General features: G+C 66.8%; 15 protein-coding genes and 5 tRNA genes. 3 read left to right on the forward strand and 17 right to left on the reverse strand.

The features are described from left to right. Window positions 1-161 precede the first annotated feature (161 nt). The 17 genes from rplA to ACGHX3_RS14465 all read right to left on the reverse strand — a co-directional run bounded on the left by rplA (window position 162) and on the right by ACGHX3_RS14465 (window position 11,248). Window positions 162-860: a 50S ribosomal protein L1 gene (gene rplA / locus ACGHX3_RS14385; RefSeq protein WP_055945206.1), complete on the reverse strand. Its 699-nt coding sequence runs from the start codon at window positions 858-860 to the stop codon at window positions 162-164. A 3-nt stretch (window positions 861-863) separates the two neighbouring features. Then, a complete protein-coding gene (gene rplK / locus ACGHX3_RS14390) occupies window positions 864-1,292 on the reverse strand; it encodes a 50S ribosomal protein L11 (protein ID WP_055945202.1) in 429 nt (142 codons plus the stop codon). 200 nt (window positions 1,293-1,492) lie between these two features. Then, complete coding sequence (gene nusG, locus ACGHX3_RS14395) at window positions 1,493-2,050, reverse strand: transcription termination/antitermination protein NusG (RefSeq protein WP_162338034.1); 558 nt, start codon at window positions 2,048-2,050, stop codon at window positions 1,493-1,495. Window positions 2,051-2,063: 13 nt separating this feature from the next. Continuing rightward, complete coding sequence (gene secE / locus ACGHX3_RS14400) at window positions 2,064-2,453, reverse strand: preprotein translocase subunit SecE (protein WP_394695382.1); 390 nt, start codon at window positions 2,451-2,453, stop codon at window positions 2,064-2,066. Window positions 2,454-2,513: 60 nt separating this feature from the next. Continuing rightward, window positions 2,514-2,589, reverse strand: a tRNA-Trp gene (locus ACGHX3_RS14405). Window positions 2,590-2,736: 147 nt separating this feature from the next. Continuing rightward, window positions 2,737-3,927, reverse strand: coding sequence for an elongation factor Tu (gene tuf / locus ACGHX3_RS14410; protein ID WP_213600565.1), 1,191 nt, complete (start codon window positions 3,925-3,927; stop codon window positions 2,737-2,739). Window positions 3,928-3,963: 36 nt separating this feature from the next. Beyond that, window positions 3,964-4,039, reverse strand: a tRNA-Thr gene (locus ACGHX3_RS14415). 51 nt (window positions 4,040-4,090) lie between these two features. Beyond that, window positions 4,091-4,164 (reverse strand) — tRNA-Gly (locus tag ACGHX3_RS14420). A 38-nt stretch (window positions 4,165-4,202) separates the two neighbouring features. Next, window positions 4,203-4,288: transfer RNA gene (locus ACGHX3_RS14425), tRNA-Tyr, on the reverse strand. Between the two features lie 108 nt (window positions 4,289-4,396). Beyond that, window positions 4,397-5,488 (reverse strand): redox-regulated ATPase YchF, encoded by a 1,092-nt coding sequence (ychF, locus tag ACGHX3_RS14430; protein WP_162338498.1) that lies wholly within the window; start codon window positions 5,486-5,488, stop codon window positions 4,397-4,399. A 71-nt stretch (window positions 5,489-5,559) separates the two neighbouring features. After that, a complete protein-coding gene (pth, locus tag ACGHX3_RS14435) occupies window positions 5,560-6,141 on the reverse strand; it encodes an aminoacyl-tRNA hydrolase (protein ID WP_394695383.1) in 582 nt (193 codons plus the stop codon). Between the two features lie 51 nt (window positions 6,142-6,192). Then, window positions 6,193-6,846 carry a 50S ribosomal protein L25/general stress protein Ctc gene (locus ACGHX3_RS14440; protein WP_162338500.1) on the reverse strand — a complete coding sequence of 218 codons (654 nt, stop codon included), beginning with the start codon at window positions 6,844-6,846 and terminating at the stop codon, window positions 6,193-6,195. Window positions 6,847-6,960: 114 nt separating this feature from the next. Next, the gene (locus ACGHX3_RS14445; RefSeq protein WP_162338501.1) at window positions 6,961-7,920 is read right to left on the reverse strand and encodes a ribose-phosphate diphosphokinase; all 960 of its coding nucleotides are present in this window, start codon (window positions 7,918-7,920) and stop codon (window positions 6,961-6,963) included. Window positions 7,921-7,953: 33 nt separating this feature from the next. Next, a tRNA-Gln gene (locus ACGHX3_RS14450) sits at window positions 7,954-8,029 on the reverse strand. Beyond that, entirely contained in the window at window positions 8,008-8,919 is a 912-nt protein-coding gene (ispE, locus tag ACGHX3_RS14455) for a 4-(cytidine 5'-diphospho)-2-C-methyl-D-erythritol kinase (protein WP_394695384.1), read from the reverse strand. The genes ACGHX3_RS14450 and ispE overlap by 22 nt, the downstream gene beginning before the upstream one ends. Continuing rightward, window positions 8,916-9,566, reverse strand: a complete 651-nt coding sequence (gene lolB, locus ACGHX3_RS14460; protein WP_394695385.1) for a lipoprotein insertase outer membrane protein LolB — start codon at window positions 9,564-9,566, stop codon at window positions 8,916-8,918. The genes ispE and lolB overlap by 4 nt, the downstream gene beginning before the upstream one ends. Further along, window positions 9,563-11,248: a hypothetical protein gene (locus ACGHX3_RS14465; RefSeq protein ID WP_394695386.1), complete on the reverse strand. Its 1,686-nt coding sequence runs from the start codon at window positions 11,246-11,248 to the stop codon at window positions 9,563-9,565. The genes lolB and ACGHX3_RS14465 overlap by 4 nt, the downstream gene beginning before the upstream one ends. A gap of 68 nt (window positions 11,249-11,316) precedes the next feature. On the opposite strand from ACGHX3_RS14465, the gene hemA reads away from it, so the two are divergent. The 3 genes from hemA to ACGHX3_RS14480 all read left to right on the forward strand — a co-directional run bounded on the left by hemA (window position 11,317) and on the right by ACGHX3_RS14480 (window position 14,380). Next, a complete protein-coding gene (hemA, locus tag ACGHX3_RS14470) occupies window positions 11,317-12,597 on the forward strand; it encodes a glutamyl-tRNA reductase (RefSeq protein ID WP_394695387.1) in 1,281 nt (426 codons plus the stop codon). Beyond that, window positions 12,575-13,660 carry a peptide chain release factor 1 gene (prfA, locus tag ACGHX3_RS14475; protein WP_394695388.1) on the forward strand — a complete coding sequence of 362 codons (1,086 nt, stop codon included), beginning with the start codon at window positions 12,575-12,577 and terminating at the stop codon, window positions 13,658-13,660. Before hemA ends, prfA begins: the two co-directional genes overlap by 23 nt. A 201-nt stretch (window positions 13,661-13,861) precedes the next feature. Next, window positions 13,862-14,380 carry a GNAT family N-acetyltransferase gene (locus ACGHX3_RS14480; protein ID WP_394695389.1) on the forward strand — a complete coding sequence of 173 codons (519 nt, stop codon included), beginning with the start codon at window positions 13,862-13,864 and terminating at the stop codon, window positions 14,378-14,380. Window positions 14,381-14,472: the final 92 nt, after the last annotated feature.

Below are 14,472 nucleotides of genomic sequence, written 5' to 3' on the forward strand. Positions count from 1 at the left end.
TGCCGTCGTTCCCGCGAAGGCGGGAACCCGGCGACTTTCTTGTTTCTCCGGCGACTCAGACTTCAAGTCGCTGGATCCCCGCTTGAGCAGCCATTCGGCTGCTAAAAGCCGCGGGGATGACGAACTGACAAAGCCGCGCGCTTTGCGCGCGGGTCAGTTCGTCACTTCAGGGACAGCGAGGACTGGTCGACGGTGACGCCGGGGCCCATGGTCGAACTGACCGAGATCTTCTGCAGGTACTGACCCTTGGAGGTAGCCGGCTTGGCCTTCACCAAGTCGATCAGCAGCGCCTGCAGGTTCGACTTCAGCGCTTCGTCTTCGAAGCTGGCCTTGCCGATCGTGCAATGGATGATGCCGGCCTTGTCGGTGCGGTAGCGCACCTGGCCCGACTTGGCGTTCTTGACCGCCTCGGCCGGGTTCGGCGACACGGTGCCGACCTTCGGGTTCGGCATCAGGCCGCGCGGGCCCAGCACCGTACCGAGCTTACCAACCACGCGCATCGCGTCCGGCGTGGCGATGACCACGTCGTAGTTGATGTCGCCGGCGAGCATCTTCTCGGCCAGGTCGTCCATGCCGACGGCTTCGGCGCCAGCGGCGGCGGCTTCGTCAGCCTTCGCGCCGGCCGGGGCGAACACTGCCACGCGGACCGACTTGCCGGTACCGGCGGGCAGCACGGTCGAACCACGCACCTGCTGGTCGGACTTCTTGGCGTCCACGCCCAGGCGCACGGCCACGTCGACGGACTCGACGAACTTGGACTTGACCGCGGTCTTGATGATCTTCAGGGCCTCGTCAATGGCGTACGCCTTGCCGGGGGTCACGGCGGCCAGGATGGCCTTCTGTCGCTTGTTCTGTGCCATCTCTTAACCCTCTACCGTCAGGCCCATGGAGCGGGCCGAACCCGCGATCGTGCGCACCGCTGCGTCCAGGTCGGCCGCGGTCAGGTCGGGCTCCTTCGCCTTGGCGATATCCTCGAGCTGCTTGCGGGTGACCTTGCCCACCTTCTCGGTGTTCGGGCGCTTGGAGCCGGACGTGATGCCGACGGCCTTCTTCAGCAGGATCGACGCCGGGGGCGTCTTCGTGATGAAGGTGAAGGTACGGTCGGAATAGGCGGTGATGACCACCGGAATCGGCAGGCCCGGCTCCAGCTTCTGCGTGGCGGCGTTGAACGCCTTGCAGAATTCCATGATGTTCAGGCCGCGCTGACCCAGCGCAGGACCGACCGGCGGCGAGGGGTTGGCCTGACCGGCCTTCACCTGCAGCTTGATGTAACCGACAACTTTCTTTGCCATGTGAGTGCTCTCCGGGTGCTAGCGCCTGGGTTTCAGGCTCCCCATCGGACCGGGAAAATCACGCGTCCCGGCATCGCGTTTTCTCGAACGCGCCAATGGCCACCCGAGGGCGGCCATGGCTCCTGCCCGGCATCGCCGTCAGGGAGCCGCGCAGTATATCAGGGTTTTACGGTCCCGACTGAATACGCCGGGCCGCCGGATCAGGCCTTTTCGACCTGCCCGAATTCCAGCTCCACCGGGGTGGAACGACCGAAGATCAGCACCGCGACACGCAGGCGGCTCTTCTCGTAATTGACTTCCTCGACCACGCCGTTGAAGTCGTTGAACGGACCATCAGTGACGCGGACCATCTCGCCCGGCTCGAACAGGACCTTGGGCTTGGGCTTCTCGACGCCTTCCTGGACGCGATCCAGGATGGCAGCCGCCTCTTCGTCACGGATCGGCAGGGGACGGTCGGCGGTGCCGCCGATGAAGCCGAGGACCTTCGAGGTGTCCTTCACCAGATGCCAGCTCTCGCTGTCCATCCGCGGGATGCCGCCCTCGTCATGGGTCTCGATCTGGACCAGCACGTAACCCGGGAAGAACTTGCGCTCGGAACGGCGCTTCTGGCCGGAGCGCATTTCCACGACCTCTTCGGTCGGGACCAGGACGTCGCCGAACTTTTCCTGCATCTCGTCGCGGACGATGCGGTCGCGAAGGGCCTGGGCCACCGACTTCTCGAAGCCCGAGTAGGCATGGACGACATACCAACGCTTCACTGCGGCACTCTCCTCAACGACCAAAATTCAGGAACAGCTCGATCGCTTTCTGGATGCCGAAATCGAAGGCGGCCAGGATCAGGCTCAGGATGATGACCACGATGACGACCACCCAGGTCGTGCGGGTCGCTTCCTCGCGGGTCGGCCATACGACCTTGCGCAGTTCGAAACGCGATTCGGACAGGAACTCGCGCGTGTCGCGGCCCTTGCCGGTCTGCAGGAACACCAGCGCACCCAGCACCAGTCCCGCGACGACAGCCAGTGCGCGCACCGGCGTGGCCCACTGGCCATTGAACCACCACCATGCGACCAGACCGCCGACGACCAGCGCCAGCGCCAGCACGTACTTGGCGATGTCCGCTGCGGGCGTACCGGCTTTGGATTGTTCGACCTTGCTGTTCAAGTCAGTTGTCGCTCTTTTCTTTGGGGAGTGCCGGGGACCCGGACTCCGCGAGGGAGGAAGTGGCACGCCAGGAGGGACTCGAACCCCCAACCTGCGGTTTTGGAGACCGCTGCTCTGCCAATTGAGCTACTGGCGTATCGATTTGCTACAACCTTCCCTTAGACGGCGAAGGCGGACCGAGGTTCCGGTCCGCCCTTGTCGCTTCGCCAGGCACTGGATCCCCGCATTCGCGGGGATGACGGCCTGACGAAGCCGGACGGGCTGACCCGTCCGGGTCAGGACGTCACTTGATGATCTTGGCCACCACGCCGGCGCCGACGGTACGGCCGCCTTCGCGGATCGCGAAGCGCAGGCCTTCGTCCATCGCCACCGGGTTGATCAGGGTGACCGTCATCTTGATGTTGTCGCCCGGCATGACCATTTCCACGCCTTCCGGCAGGGTCACGGCACCCGTGATGTCGGTCGTGCGGAAGTAGAACTGCGGACGGTAGCCCTTGAAGAACGGCGTGTGACGGCCGCCTTCGTCCTTGCTCAGCACGTAGACTTCGGCTTCGAACTCGGTGTGCGGGGTGATCGAACCCGGCTTGGCCAGCACCTGGCCACGCTCCACGTCGTCACGCTTGGTGCCGCGCAGCAGCAGACCGGCGTTGTCGCCCGCCTGACCCTGATCCAGCAGCTTGCGGAACATTTCCACGCCCGTGACCGTGGTCTTCTGGGTCGGACGGATACCGACGATTTCGATTTCCTCGCCCACCTTGATCACGCCGCGCTCGATACGGCCGGTCACCACGGTGCCGCGGCCCGAGATCGAGAACACGTCTTCCACCGGCATCAGGAACGGCTTGTCGACGTCGCGCTCCGGGGTCGGGATCCAGCTGTCCAGCGCATCGACCAGCTTCAGGATCGCCGGCACGCCGATCTCGCTCTGGTCGCCTTCCAGCGCCAGACGGGCCGAGCCCGAGATGATCGGGGTGTCGTCGCCCGGGAACTCGTACTTGCTCAGCAGCTCACGGACTTCCATTTCGACCAGCTCGAGCAGCTCGGCGTCGTCGACCATGTCGGCCTTGTTCAGGAACACCACGATGTACGGCACGCCGACCTGGCGCGAGAGCAGGATGTGCTCGCGGGTCTGCGGCATCGGGCCGTCGGCGGCCGAGCACACCAGGATCGCGCCGTCCATCTGGGCCGCACCGGTGATCATGTTCTTCACGTAGTCGGCGTGGCCCGGGCAATCCACGTGCGCGTAGTGGCGCGAGGCGGATTCGTATTCCACGTGGGCCGTGGAGATCGTGATGCCGCGCGCCTTCTCTTCCGGCGCCGCGTCGATCGCGTCATAGGCCTTGAACTCGCCACCGAAACGCTCCGCGCCGATCTTCGTCAGCGCCGCCGTCAGCGTCGTCTTGCCGTGGTCAACGTGACCAATCGTGCCCACGTTCACGTGGGGCTTGGTGCGTTCGAACTTACCCTTTGCCATGGCTGCTGGTTCTCGAGTGGATCAAATGGATGGAAGTGGTGCTCACGAAAGGAATCGAACCTTCGACCTCCTCCTTACCAAGGAGGTGCTCTACCGACTGAGCTACGTGAGCGTGAAACCGGTTGTGTTGCCTGGATTGCCGCTGGTCCTGCGCGGTGTTCAGTGGAGCGGGAGACGGGAATCGAACCCGCACTAGTAGCTTGGAAGGCTACAGTTCTACCATTGAACTACTCCCGCACCGGGAGACCACTACAACGCGAAACAACAACGAAAACTGGTGGAGGGAGGTGGATTCGAACCACCGAAGGCGTAAGCCAGCAGATTTACAGTCTGCCCCCGTTGGCCGCTTGGGTATCCCTCCGGGATCACCGGACTGACTGGGCCAAGGGCCAAATCAAACCAGGGTGAAACAGCCCGAGATTTTGGCGTGTGCCGGCACGTCTGTCAACGCGTCCGCGACACTTTTTTCTCAGACGTTGAACCGGAAATGCAGGACGTCGCCTTCCTGCACGCGATATTCCTTGCCTTCCAGCCGCAGGCGGCCCGCGTCGCGGGCACCGGCTTCGCCCTTGTACTTGAGGAAGTCGTCGAACGCGATGGTCTCGGCGCGGATGAAGCCCTTCTCGAAATCGGTATGGATCACGGCTGCGGCCTGGGGAGCGGTGGAGCCCGCCCGCACCGTCCAGGCGCGGACTTCCTTCACGCCGGCGGTGAAGTAGGTCTGCAGGCCCAGCAGGGTGTAGGCGGCGCGGATCACCCGGTTCAGCCCCGGCTCGTCCAGCCCCAGGTCGGTCAGGAAGGCGTCGCGGTCGGCATCGTCGAGCTGGGACAGCTCTTCCTCGATGGCGGCCGACACCGGCACCACCTGCGCGCCCTCGGTGGCGGCACGGGCGCGAACGGCCTCCAGGTGCGGATTGTTCTCGAACCCGTCCTCCAGCACGTTGGCCACGTACATCACCGGCTTCAGCGTCAGCAGGAACAGGTCGCGGACCAGCGCCTTTTCCTCGTCGTCCAGGCCCAGCGCGCGGCCCGGCTTGCCGTCGTTGAGGCCGGCCTGCAGCTTCTGCAGTACGGGCTTGCGGGCGATGGCGTCCTTCTCGCCTGCCTTGGCCGAACGCTCGGCGCGGTTCAGCGCCTTCTCGACACTCTCCAGATCGGCCAGCGCCAGTTCGGTATCGATGGTGTCGATATCCGACAGCGGATCGATGCGGTTGTTGACGTGGATGACGTCGTCGTTCTCGAAGCAGCGCACCACGTGGGTGATCGCGTCCACCTCACGGATGTGCGCCAGGAACTTGTTGCCGAGGCCTTCACCGCTGGCGGCGCCCGCCACCAGGCCGGCGATGTCGACGAATTCCACCGCCGTCGGGATCACCTTCTGCGGCTTGACGATCTCGGCCAGCTGGTTGAGACGCAGGTCCGGCACCGGCACGACGCCCACGTTCGGCTCGATGGTGCAGAACGGGAAGTTGGCCGCGGCGATGCCCGCCTTGGTCAGCGCATTGAACAGGGTGGACTTGCCGACGTTCGGCAGGCCCACGATGCCGCATTTGATACCCATGTCTACATCCGGGATTCGTGATTCGTGATTGGTGATTCGCGGCCTGGTGCCTGCAAATCACCAATCACCAATCACGGCTTCTGCGTGTGCAACCGCGTCATCGCATCCATGAAGTTGCCGGCCACCGCCAGCGGCAGCACGTCCATCGCGTCGTCGATCGCCCGCGCGATCAGGATTTCGTCGTCCTTGCCCGGCTTGCCCAGCACCCACCCCGTCACCCGGTCCTTGTGACCAGGATGGCCGATGCCGATGCGCAGGCGATGGAACTTGCCGTGCCCGAGGTGCTGGATGGTGTCGCGCAGGCCGTTCTGGCCGCCGTGCCCACCATCAAACTTCAGTCGCGCGGCGCCCGGCGGGAGGTCGAGCTCATCGTGCGCCAGCAGCGCCTCTTCCGGCGCGATCTTCCAGAAGCGTAGCGCCGCCGCAACCGACTTGCCGCTGAGGTTCATGTACGTGGCCGGCTTCAACAGCCACACCGGCTGGCCGGCGACCACGACCTTCGCGGTCTCGCCGAACAGCTTGCTGTCCAGGCCGAACCGCTCACCCTGCCGTTCCGCCAGGGCGTCGACAAAATGGAACCCGGCGTTGTGCCGGGTTCGGGCATGTTCGGCACCGGGATTGCCCAGTCCGACGATGAGGCGCAAGCCTGCCATGGGGACGCATCGCACACCCTCGCCCGCCGGAGCGGGCGAGGGTTCACGCGATTACTTGTCGTCCTTCTTGGCGACCTTGGAGGCCGGCACTTCGGCCGTCTCGGCCGGCGCTTCCTCGACCTCTTCCTTGCCGTGCTTGGCGATCACGACGGCGACGTCGTGTTCCTTGCCCAGCTTCAGCTCGGGGATGACCACGCCGGCCGGCAGCTTGACGTCGGACAGGTGGACCACCGCGCCGATGGCCAGGTCGGCCAGGTCGATCTCGATGAATTCCGGCAGGTCCTTCGGCAGGCACTCGACGACGACTTCGTTCAGTTCGTGGGTGACCACGACCTCGGCGGACTTGCCGGCCGGCGACTTGTCTTCGTTGAGGAAGTGCAGCGGCACCGCGGTGCGCAGCGTCTCGTTCTCGTTCACGCGCTGGAAGTCCAGGTGCATGATCTGCTGCTTGAACGGATGGCGCTGCATGTCGCGCAGCAGCACCTTCTGGATGTCGCCGTTGAGGCTCAGGTCCAGGATCGACGAGTAGAACCAGTCGTGCTGCGAGGCCAGCCAGACTTCGTTGTGGTTCAGCTGGATGCTGACCGGCTTCAGTTCGCCACCGTAAACGATGGCAGGCACGGTGCCCGCGTGACGGAGGCGGCGGCTCGCACCCTTACCCTCGTCTGCGCGGCGCTCGACCTTGATTTCATGCGTCTTAGCCATGTTGATTCACTACCTAGGTTGTTGGACCGCCTCATGGCGATCTGATTGAAGGTTCACCCGCGACCAGATGAACCCGGAAAGCCACCCGCCGATGTTCCGGCGTGCGGCGGAGACTCAATCCACATACAGCGAACTGACCGACTCGCCGAAGGCGATGCGGCGGATCGTTTCCGCCAGCAGTTCCGCCACCGACAGCTGGCGGATCTTGCTGCAGCCCTGCGCCTGCGGCGAGAGCGGGATGGTGTCGGTGACGACGAGCTCGTCGAGCACCGAGTTGTTCAGATTGTCCACCGCCGGGCCCGAGAGCACGGGATGGGTGCAGTACGCCGCCACCTTGTTGGCGCCGTGCTGCTTAAGCGCCGCTGCGGCGGCGCAGAGCGTGCCGGCGGTGTCGACGATGTCGTCCACCAGCACGCAGTCCTTGCCTTCCACGTCACCGATGATGTTCATCACCGTGGCGACGTTGGCGCGCGGACGGCGCTTGTCGATGATCGCCAGGTCGGCATCGTCGAGGCGCTTGGCGACCGCACGGGCGCGGACCACGCCACCCACGTCCGGCGACACCACCAGCAGGTTCTCCGTGCCGTAGGCGCGCCAGATGTCGGCCAGCAACAGCGGAGAGGCATACACGTTGTCGACCGGGATATCGAAGAAGCCCTGGATCTGGTCGGCGTGCAGGTCGACCGTCAACACGCGATCCGCGTTGACGGCGCCGAACATCTTCGCCGCCACCTTCGCCGTGATCGGCACGCGCGAGGAGCGCATGCGGCGATCCTGGCGGGCGTAGCCGAAGTACGGCACCACCGCGGTGACGCTGCTGGCCGATGCGCGCTTCAGCGCGTCGATCAGGACCAGCAGCTCCACCAGGTTCTCCGCGCTCGGCGCGCAGGTCGGCTGCACGACGAACACTTCCTGACGGCGCACGTTCTCCTGGATCTCGACCTGGACTTCGCCGTCGGAGAAGCGGGAGACCAGCGCCTTGCCCGGCCGCACGCCCAGCTCGCGACAGATGCTGTTCGCCAACGGCTTGTTGGCGTTGCCGGAGAACACGAGCAGGTTACGTTCGTCTTGCATGGTGTCGTCTCGGCGGATGCGGCTGGACTGGATTGGCAGGGGCGGAAGGATTCGAACCTACGAATGCCGGGATCAAAACCCGGTGCCTTAACCACTTGGCGACGCCCCTAGGCGTTTTTCTCCGTCCCGCGAAGCCTGCGCCAGCGCATCCAGCAGCGGCGAGCGCGCCGCGCCCTCCACCACCCAGGCATGAAGCCCGGCAGGCAGTGACGCCAGCGCATCCTCGGCAGAGGTCCGGTCGGCGAACTCCACGAAGCAGCCGCCGCCGGAACCGGTCAAACGTGGCGTACCGATGTGCGACAGGGCCTGGAAGACCGCCTCGATGGCAGGCTCCCGGCGACGCACCACCGGCTCGAACGCGTTGCCGAGCAGTGATCCCGAAACGAAGTCAGATATTTTCGCGGGTGCAGCATCACGCGTCAAATCCGGTGACGCGAAAAGGGCCGCCGTCGGCACATGGATGCCCGGATCGACCAGCAGATACCAGGCGGGCGGCAGGGTCAGCGGCGCCAGAATCTCGCCCACGCCTTCAGCCCACGCATTCTCGCCACGGACAAAGACCGGCACGTCCGCCCCCAGCTGCAACCCCAGCGACGCCAGTCGGTCCGGCGTCAGACCGCAGCCCCATATCTGATCAAGGGCGACCAGCACGGTCGCGGCATCCGACGATCCGCCACCGAAGCCGCCACCGGCCGGAATGCGTTTTTCGACGCCAATGTCGACACCTTTGCCGATATTGGCTTCTTTTTTCAGCAGCTTGGCGGCACGGACAACCAGGTCCTCAGCCTCCGGGACGCCCGGAACGGACTCTCCTACCCGCCGGATCTCGCCATCTGCCCGGACCCGCAGGCGGATCGTGTCGCCCCAGTCCAGCAGCCGGAAGACGGTCTGCAGCAGGTGATAGCCATCGGCACGACGTCCGACGATCTGCAGGGTCAGGTTGAGCTTGGCCGGCGCCGGCCAGGCCGACCAGCCGTCCGCCGCGGGGAACGCACTCACTGCGGCGCCAGTTGCCACTGGTCGACGGCGACCTTCACCGTCGCGCCCTGCCGGCGCGCCTCCATGCGGCGCGGCATGACCGGCTGGGCGCCCTCGGCCGGGAACCAGTCCAGATAGTCCACCCGCCAGCCCTGCTGGGTCAGGGTCCGCAGGCGACCATCGGTGTCGTATTCCACACCGTCGACGGAAGCGGAAGGATCAGCCACGCCACGGGCCCAGTGCACCATCGACGCGACCGGGATGTCCCAGCCGGTCGCCTCGCGCAGCAGGCGGTCGGCATCGGCGCCCTCGCGTGGCCCACCTTCCAGCCCGTCCAGCCGTGCGGCCCGGGTCTGCAGGTCGCCGCCCAGGCGCCAACTTTGGCGGGTGACCGGCGCGCTCAGCGCGACCTGGTAACCCGTGCCCGTCTGCTGCCAGTCGATCCGGCCACTGCCGCCCTTCCCGTTCGCATTGACCGCCACCCGGCCCGCGAACGACCAGTCCGGCCGCGACGCCAGCCAGGCCGCGCGGGTGGCCTGCGCCGCCTGTGCCGCCGCCAGCGCCTCCGGGTCGCTCAGCGCCGGCGAATCCACGGCCGGACCGCGCGTGGCGCAGCCCGCCATCGACAGGGCCGCCAGCCCCGCCAGCAGGAATCCTGAAACCTTCATGCGCCTGTCTTCTCCAGCGCCCGCAGCAGCGAGCGGTTGTCGGGGTCGAGCTTGCGCGCCTCGTCGAAGTAGCGGCGCGCCTCGTCCTTCTGTCCCATCACCCACAGCACCTCGGCCACGTGGGCGGCGATCTCGGGGTCCTTCTGCAGCGTGAACGCGCGCCGCAGCTCGACCAGCGCTTCCGCATTGCGGCCGAGCCGGTACAGCACCCAGCCATAGCTGTCGATGATGGCCGCGTCGTCCGGTACCGCGGTGCGCGCACGATCGATCAGTTCCAGCGCCTCCTGGTAGCGCGTGGTGCGATCGGCCAGCGTGTAACCGAGCGCATTGAGCGCGGCCACGTTGTCGGGCTCGATGACCAGGATGCGGCGGAAATCGGCCTCCGCATGGTCGATGCGGTCGCGCCGCTCCCACGCCAGCCCGCGCGAATACAGCAGCGCCAGATCGTCAGGGTAGGCGGCCAGTCCGCGCGCGAAGACTTCCAGTTCGCCCTCGTCCTGCTCATCCTGCTGACGCAGTTCGGCCTCCATCAGATAGGCGTCGCGTCGCGTGCCGTCCTCGACACTGGCGTCGCCCTGCAGCGCGCGCGCTTCGGCGAAGGCCTCGTCCTTGCGCCCCAGGTCGAACAGCGTCTTCAGCGCGCGCAGGCGTGCGTCGGCGCGCTGGTCGCCAGCGGGCACGCTGCGGTACCAGGTGAGCGCCTCGTCGCGCTTTTCCAGGAACTCGGCCATCTGGCCCAGCAGCAGGCGGCGGTCCGGGCTGTATTCGGTCGGCTGGTCCGTGCCGGCCGTCTTCAGTTCCTGGTACAGCGCATCCAGCGCGGTCTTGTCATCGGCCCTGGCCAGCAACTGCGCACGCAATCCGTAGGTCAGCGTGTCCTGGGGACCCTGCCCCATGGCGCGCGCGGCTGCGGCGGGATCGCCCAGCCGGTCGTATTCCTCGGCCAGCTTGAGCCGCAGCGCCGGATCGGTGGCCGCCTTGGGCAACAGGCCATCCAGCACCGCGCGCGCTTCCTGCTTGCGGTCTGCCTGCAGCAACTGGCTGGCCTGCAGCAGCGCCACCGCCGGTTCGCCCGAGAAGCGCTTCATCACGTCGGCGACCATGCGTTCGGCCAGCGCCGGCTGGTCCAGCTGTTGCGCCAGGCCCGTGAACGCAAGCCAGGGCTGCAGCTTGTCGGGAATCGCCCGCTCGTCCACCAGTTCCTTCAGCAGCCGCGGCGCCAGCGCCGGGTCCTTGCTGCCGCTCCCCAGTGCCGTCAGCGCATAGCGCCAACCCAGGTCGTCGGCATCCTTCATCAGCGCGGCCAGTTCCCGGCGCGCAACCCGCGCCTGGCCCTGGCGCATCGCCAGCGTCGCTTCGGCGCCGCGGAGGGCCAGCGTCCGCGGCGACCGCGCCTTCCAGAGTTTGAGCGCTTCAGCGGCACGGGCATCGTCCTTGGCCAGCAGGGCGATGCGGGTGGCGCGCTCTGCCAACCCGGCATCGTCGCCCCGCTTCGCCGCGTCGAGGTACCAGCGCGCCGCATCCGGCAACTGGCCGGCCTGCAGGGCGAATTCACCCGCCATGACCGTGGTCAGCGCATCGTCCCGCGCGGTGCCCGGCGGTGCAGCGGGTGCCGCATTCGCGGACGGCATGGCGACCGCGAGGACCAGCGCGGCGATCCCAGTACGAATCATTTCGGGCATGAACGTCACGTCGGCCGTAAAATGGCGGCCCTGATATGAGCCAGCAGCTTACTGCAAGCGCCTGAACGATGACGTTGTGGGTCCTCGGATTGAACCACCAGACCGCGCCGGTCGACCTGCGCGAACGGGTGGCGTTCGACGCCGGCACGGTGCTGCACGCGTTGTCGTCGCTGCGGGCGCTGCCCGACGTGGTCGAGGCCGCCCTGCTCTCCACCTGCAACCGCACCGAGCTGTACGCGGTGGCCGAAAACGGCGACGTGCTGGCGAGCTGGCTGGCGACCCACGCCGAAGGGCTTGAAGGCTATCTCTATCGGCACCGCGACGCCGACGCCGTCCGCCACCTGTTCCGCGTCGCGACCGGGCTGGATTCGATGGTGCTCGGCGAGCCGCAGATCCTCGGCCAGGTGAAGGACGCCTGGGCCACGGCGCGCGAACACGGCGCGCTCGGCAACCGCCTCGACCGCCTGTTCCAGCAGACCTTCGCCGTGGCCAAGCGCGCGCGCACCGACACCCGCGTCGGCGCCAACCCGGTCTCGGTCGCCTCCACCGCCGTGCGCCTGGCGCAGAACTCCTTCGCCCGCCTCAGCGAGTCCACGGTGCTGCTGGTCGGTGCCGGCGAAACCATCGAACTCGCCGCCAAGCACCTGAGCGAAGGCAAGGTGCGTCGGCTGCTGGTCGCCAACCGCACCTTGGCGCACGCGCAGGAACTGGCCACCCGCCACGGCGGCTACGCCCTGCCCTTGACCGAACTGGAACGCCACCTGGCCGAAGCCGACGTGGTGTTCTCCGCCACCGCCGCGCGCGAGCCGGTGGTGCTGCAGTCGCAGGTGGCCACCGCACTGGCCAAGCGCAAGCACAAGCCGATGCTGCTGTTCGACCTCGCCGTGCCGCGCGACATCGAGGCGTCGGTCGCCGAACTGCGCGACGCCTACCTCTACACCGTCGACGACCTGGAACGCGCGGTCGAAGACAACCGGCGTGGTCGCCGCGAGGCGGCAGACGCTGCCGAAGCGATCATCGACGTGCAGGTCGGCCGTTTCATGGAGCACCTGCACGCCGGCTCTCGCCAGGAACCGCTCAAGCGCCTGCGCGCCCTGGGCGAATCCACCCGCGAGGACGTGCTGGCGAAGGCGCGCCAGCAACTCGCCAACGGCCGCGAGCCGGCGCAGGTCCTCGAATTCCTCGCCCACACGCTGACCAACCGCCTGCTGCATCCGCCGACCGCGGCACTGCGCGAAGCCGCCATGAGCGGCGATGCCGAACTTGCGCGTGCCGTCGATCGCCTGTTCCCCGCGCAGCCGCCCTATTCCCACCTGAAGAAAGACGATGACGCCGACGCTGCGCCGTAAGCTCGAAGCGCTGGCCGAACGCCGGGAAGAACTGGAACGCCTACTCGCCGACCCTGGCGTGATCGGCGACAGCGAGCGCTTCCGCAATTTCTCGCGCGAGTTTTCCCAGTTGGAGCCACTCGCCACCGCGATGGCGGAAGAAAAGCGCGCGCAGGCCGACCTGGCCGCCGCGCAGGCCATGCGCGACGATCCGGAACTGGCCGAGCTGGCGGACGAGGAGATCGCCGCCGCCCAGCAGCGACTGATACAGCTCGACGACGAACTGATGCTGTTGCTGCTGCCCAAGGACCACCGCGACGACGGCAACCTGTTCCTCGAAGTCCGCGCGGGCACTGGCGGCGACGAAGCCGCGATCTTCGCCGGCGACCTGTTCCGCATGTATGCGCGCTATGCCGAACGCCAGGGCTGGAAGGTCGAGATCGAATCCGACAGCCCCGGCGAACATGGCGGCTACAAGGAAATCGTCGCGCGCGTCGTCGGCCGCGGCGCGTATTCCAAGCTCAAGTTCGAATCCGGCACCCACCGCGTGCAGCGCGTGCCGGAGACCGAATCGCAGGGTCGCATCCACACGTCGGCAGCAACCGTGGCGATCATTCCCGACGTGGATGAGGTGGACGACATCGTCATCAATCCGGCCGACCTGAAGGTCGACACCTTCCGCTCCTCCGGCGCCGGTGGCCAGCACGTCAACAAGACGGAGTCGGCGATCCGCATCACCCACGTGCCGAGCGGCGTGGTGGTGGAATGCCAGACCGAGCGCAGCCAGCACGCCAACCGCGACAAGGCGATGAAGCGGCTGAAGGCGCAGCTGCTCGATGCCGAACGCAGCAAGCAGCAGGCCGCGCAGGCGGAGACACGCAAGCTGCAGGTCGGCAGCGGTGACCGCAGCCAGCGCATCCGCACCTACAACTTCCCGCAGGGCCGCATCACCGACCACCGCGTCGAAGGCCTCACGCTGTACGACCTGCCCAACATCATCCAGGGCGACCTGGACGAACTGATCGACCGCCTGGGCCGCGAGCACCTGGCCGACGAACTGGCGCGGCTGACGGAAGCGGCTTGAGTCGGAAACGTTTCGCGCCACGTTCTACCCCGTCATCCCGGCGCAGGCCGGGACCCAGTGACTTGCAGGAAACTGTTGCCAAGGGAGAAGCATGAGGCGCTGGGTTCCGGCCTGCGCCGGGATGACGGCGTCGAAGCACGCTGGAAAACATGGCACTGTCACGAGGCACAAACCCGGGCGACGCACCCCAAGGAACCCACGATGAGCCTCCAGATCACCCGCGCCACCGCCGATGATGTCGACACCATCGCGCCGCTGTTCGACCTGTACCGCGTCTTCTACGGCAAGCCGTCGGACCCGGCACTGGCGCGGGACTTCATCCGGGCCCGCATGACGCGTGGCGAGTCGGTGATCCTGCTGGCGTCCGTCGACGGCGCAGCCGTCGGCTTTACCCAGCTCTATCCTGCGTTCTCCTCGGTCAGTGCCGCGCACGTCTGGATCCTCAACGACCTGCTGGTGCTGCCGGACGCGCGCCGCAACGGCGTGGCCCGCGCCCTGCTGTCGGCGGCTGCGGACTTCGCCTACGCCGATGGCGCGTTGCGGCTGGAACTGGAAACCGACCACGACAACGTCACCGCACAGGCGCTGTACCGCGCGATGGGCTGGACACCGTACGACGGTACCCTGCGCTTCCGCCTGTCACTCCAGCCAACGGCTTGCGCCGGTTCTCCCGATGTGGGAGCGACGTCAGTCGCGATCTCGGCGCCTGTTCGCGACTGACGTCGCTCCCACGCCTGCTTCGCGTGGGTCGTGCTTGTCTCGCACAGTCGGCAGTCGCTAGGCTCCACCCATGATCATCACTGCCACCTTCG

Origin of the sequence: Pseudoxanthomonas japonensis, from assembly GCF_043632995.1 — a bacterium.
Taxonomy (GTDB): Bacteria; Pseudomonadota; Gammaproteobacteria; order Xanthomonadales; family Xanthomonadaceae; genus Pseudoxanthomonas_A; species Pseudoxanthomonas_A japonensis.